General features: G+C 43.2%; 3 protein-coding genes. All 3 read right to left on the bottom strand.

All coding sequences use genetic code 11. The features are described from left to right. Positions 1–92: 92 nt before the first annotated feature. The 3 genes from OGM63_RS16860 to OGM63_RS16850 all read right to left on the bottom strand — a co-directional run bounded on the left by OGM63_RS16860 (position 93) and on the right by OGM63_RS16850 (position 3789). The gene (locus OGM63_RS16860; RefSeq protein WP_263746757.1) at positions 93–1745 is read right to left on the bottom strand and encodes a GldG family protein; all 1653 of its coding nucleotides are present in this window, start codon (positions 1743–1745) and stop codon (positions 93–95) included. Positions 1746–1965: 220 nt separating this feature from the next. Continuing rightward, entirely contained in the window at positions 1966–2778 is an 813-nt protein-coding gene (locus tag OGM63_RS16855) for an ABC transporter permease (RefSeq protein ID WP_263746756.1), read from the bottom strand. Beyond that, positions 2779–3789: an ABC transporter ATP-binding protein gene (locus OGM63_RS16850; protein WP_263746755.1), complete on the bottom strand. Its 1011-nt coding sequence runs from the start codon at positions 3787–3789 to the stop codon at positions 2779–2781. Positions 3790–3891 lie beyond the last annotated feature (102 nt).

Below are 3891 nucleotides of genomic sequence, written 5' to 3'. Positions count from 1 at the left end.
CCTAACCCCCCCCCCCAAACCCCTAACCCCTAGCTCCTAACTCCTAACGCCTAACTCCTAACTCCTAACCCCTAACTCCTAACTCCTAACTCCTAACGTCGCTTCCACCAAAGAACAGTAGCTGCCGCTAACCCAATCAGGGGTAATATTACCAAAGACGATAATGCTAAAAGATTTGCCTGCATCCCCGTGATGTTGATGCGACGGTTTTTGACTTCTTTGGGACGAATCGAAAGAGGTTGCTGATCTTGCTGACTCAACCAAGTAACTGAGTTGAGAAATACGTCTGCGTTTAACTGTTGTTGAAACAAACCATCGGTAGCGAAATCGGAATTTCCTAATACTACTAAGCGTGATTCGGTGGAAGTGGGGGAGAGGGGGGGAGTGGGTCCGGGGGGGAAGCGTGGTGTGGGGGAAGCTTTAGTTTGAGTGGTTGGTGATGGCAATGGTGAGGGGTTGGGAGTGGGGGTAGGTAAAGCAGCTGGTTTGGCTGATAGTTTGCGTTTTAAGGCTACACCTAAGGTTAAAGGACCTTTGCGATCGCTTCCTTCATTAAACTGCAAATTTTCGCTTTGCAAGTCGCTTTCTGCCCAGCTGCTGGGATACGGTTTGGTTACTATCAACGTGGTAGACTCGACACCGGGCACTGGGGTAACTTCTAGAGGACGAGCAAACGGATAAACCGAGATGCTATTACCGAAATCTTTAGTAATTGGATGTTGTCCATATTCTGTCACTAAAGCAACCGCAGGACCAAGCCCAACGTTGTTAGAAACATTGACTGCTAAACGATTATCAAGACGCACGCCCCATTCTTGTAGTAAACTATCAAGTTTCGGGTCAGTATTTGGATCGATCATCAACAATAAGTTACCACCTCGATTGAGATAGGTTTGCAAAGCTTTTACTTCATTGTCAAACAAAGCTTTTTTCGCACCTGGGACGATTACCACAGCCGCATCATCAGGAACTGCTGACTTTTCTGCTAAATTTAGCGCTGATGTGGTGAAATTTTTGTCACTTAATGCTTGAACTGCTTGGGAAATTGCACCTTCACCGGTTGCAAGTTGACGTTCACCGTGACCTTGAAGTAAGTAAACTTTAGCTGTGGTTGTGCTATTGATTTGTTGTAAGCGATTAGTTAAGCGAATTTCTGACAGACGTTCATTTGGATTCACCACTTGGACTAATTGTCGTCTATCCTGAGATTCTAGATAAACTTCTCCATAATCTTTGACGCCAAATTTATCTGCTAATCCTGGTCTTGTTTGTGGATCGACGAATTCAAACTTAAAATTTGAACTTTGTCGGCGATAATTTTCCAGTAATTCCAAATCTTGAGGATTTCGATTCACATCAAACACCCATACCTTTGCAGGCTTTTGTAAAGAGTGTACCAATTCTCGTGATTGCGGCGCAAGGGTAAATATTTGAGTATCAGTTAAGTCTGTTCGCAGGTGATAGCGAGTGCCTAAGAAGTTAATAAAACCTAAAATTGCCAACACTGCAAGAGTCGCTACCATTGCATTTGTACCAGCTTGGGTAGAACGACGTCCCCACCAGTTAGTTCGTTGAGTTTGCCAGATTAAGCAAAAGCCGAGGATCGCAATTCCCGCAATCAAAAATGCTAATGGAATTGCTCCCCAATGACGCGATATTAACCCGGCTGTTAAGCCGGCAACGAGGAAAAATGGACCTAACCAAAATAGATATTTCCAAAGTGTTCGTTTTGCGACGATCTTCATAATTATTATTTGTCCTTTGTTAGTTGTTAGGTGTTAAATAATCTTCTAAATAAATGAGTGTAAATAAACGCGGACTCAATGTATTAAACGGTTCTATTCCCTTGATACTTTTGAGCGGTAAACCGCTCACTACGAAACTTCTTACTTTTAACTCCGCGCCTTTCGTACAGACGTTCCGGACCGAACGTCTCTACCGCGCTTACTAACTTTTAACTTTTAACTAATTACGCTGAAATCGCAATGCATCAATTGATTGTGCCGTGAGGAAGATGCCTAAAACAATGTAACTAGCAAATAATATCAAGCTGCTGGTATCGAAGATTCCTTGTACCAGGGTGTTGTAATGTTTGAGTAAGGATAGATTACTTAAAGCTTCTCCTGCTACACCACCAATATTTTTGGCGATTAAGTCTAGGAACAACAGCAATAAAATCACTGCAAATGTGAGGACGGCAGATAAAATTGTGCTGTCTGTTAAAGAGGAAATAAACATTCCTAAGGACAAGATTGCCGCTGCTAGTAAGATTAATGCTAGATGACCTAACAAGGGAATTGTTGGTGATATTGGTGGAGTCGATCCACTTAAGGCGATCGCTTCAAACCCCAGCAGTGGTGCTACCATTGTTGTAAAAAATGTCAGTACCCCCAATAACTTACCTATAGCTACTGCCCAATTAGTTACTGGGGATGTCGCTAAAAGTTCCAATGTACCGCGTTTGCGTTCTTCGGCATATAGTCCCATTGAAAGAATTGGCAGCACAAACAGCAATAACCATCCCAGACGATCTAAAAATGCCCTGACAAATTCGTAGGGAACATCAATTGGTGGTACTGGCACCCCGATTTGTTGTCCTTGTAAATCGTATGCGGCAACTGTTGGTAAGATACCTTCGGGTCCGAGCAAAATCAAGACTAAGAACAATCCAGACAGCAGCCAAAAAATACTCGCGATCGCATAAGCTAAAGGCGATACAAAATAACTTTGTAACTCTCGGCGATAAATGGCAATAATATTACCCAACACTACACCCATTTACGCTGCTTCTCCTTCTTTAGCTTCAGAGTCGTCTACCTCAGATGGCAAATTTCTTTCTTCTGTAGTCAGTTGCAAGAATACATCTTCTAAAGTTGCGCTGACACGTCGCATTTCGTATAAACCAAATCCCGCACGCACCAATGCCATGACAATTTCCTGTCCTGGTTCGGTTCCTGGTTGCGATATTACCCGCAAATAACCTCGGTTATCCGCAATTGGGGTACTCCTTTGCATTCCGCTCGGCATCGATTCTACCAAACTTACACCAGGTAAGTTTTGCAATACCTGTTTGGCTAAGGCAGGTTCTCCAGAAATTTCCAATTCATATCCAGAACCACCTGTCAACTGCGTCATCAAATGTTCTGGGGTGTTAGTTGCGACTATTTTCCCGCGATTAATGATGGCTACGCGGTTACAGGTCATGCTCACTTCTGGCAAAATGTGCGTAGAGAGAATAATTGTGTGAGTACCTGCGAGACTTTTAATTAAATTCCGCACTTCAATGATTTGCCGGGGATCGAGACCAACAGTCGGTTCATCTAGAATGATAGCTGGTGGATCGTGGACGATCGCCTGAGCAATGCCAACTCTTTGACGATATCCCTTAGAAAGCTTGCGAATAATTACATTACTCTTATCTTCTAAGTTACAGCGTTTAATCGCTGCTCTGACTTTGCTAGTGCGATCGCTTGCCGGTACTCCCTTAATTCGCGTCACAAAATACAAAAAGCCTTCAACCGTCATCTCTGGATATAACGGTGGTGTTTCTGGTAAATAGCCAATTCGTTGCCGTACTAAAAGAGAATTTTCATCGACATCGTACCCAGCAATTCTCACTGTGCCACTCGTCGCAGGTAAATAACCAGCTAAAATCCGCATGGTTGTAGTTTTACCAGCACCATTCGGTCCCAAGAACCCTAAAATCTCACCTTGCTCTACGTTAAAAGTAACATCAGTTATTGCTGTCGTTGAGCCGTATATTTTACTCAGACCATCAACTGAAATCATCGTTAAAATCGCCTGATTGCTGAATTGGACATTAAAAGATATTAAAGCAATATTTTCAAAATGCAGCGGAATTTAGGGAGATTAGGGAGTGTCCGAGGGGGA

Source organism: Plectonema radiosum NIES-515, from assembly GCF_025753815.1.
Lineage (GTDB): Bacteria > Cyanobacteriota > Cyanobacteriia > Cyanobacteriales > Nostocaceae > Hassallia > Hassallia radiosum_A.
This window is presented reverse-complemented; position numbering and strand designations above follow the sequence as displayed.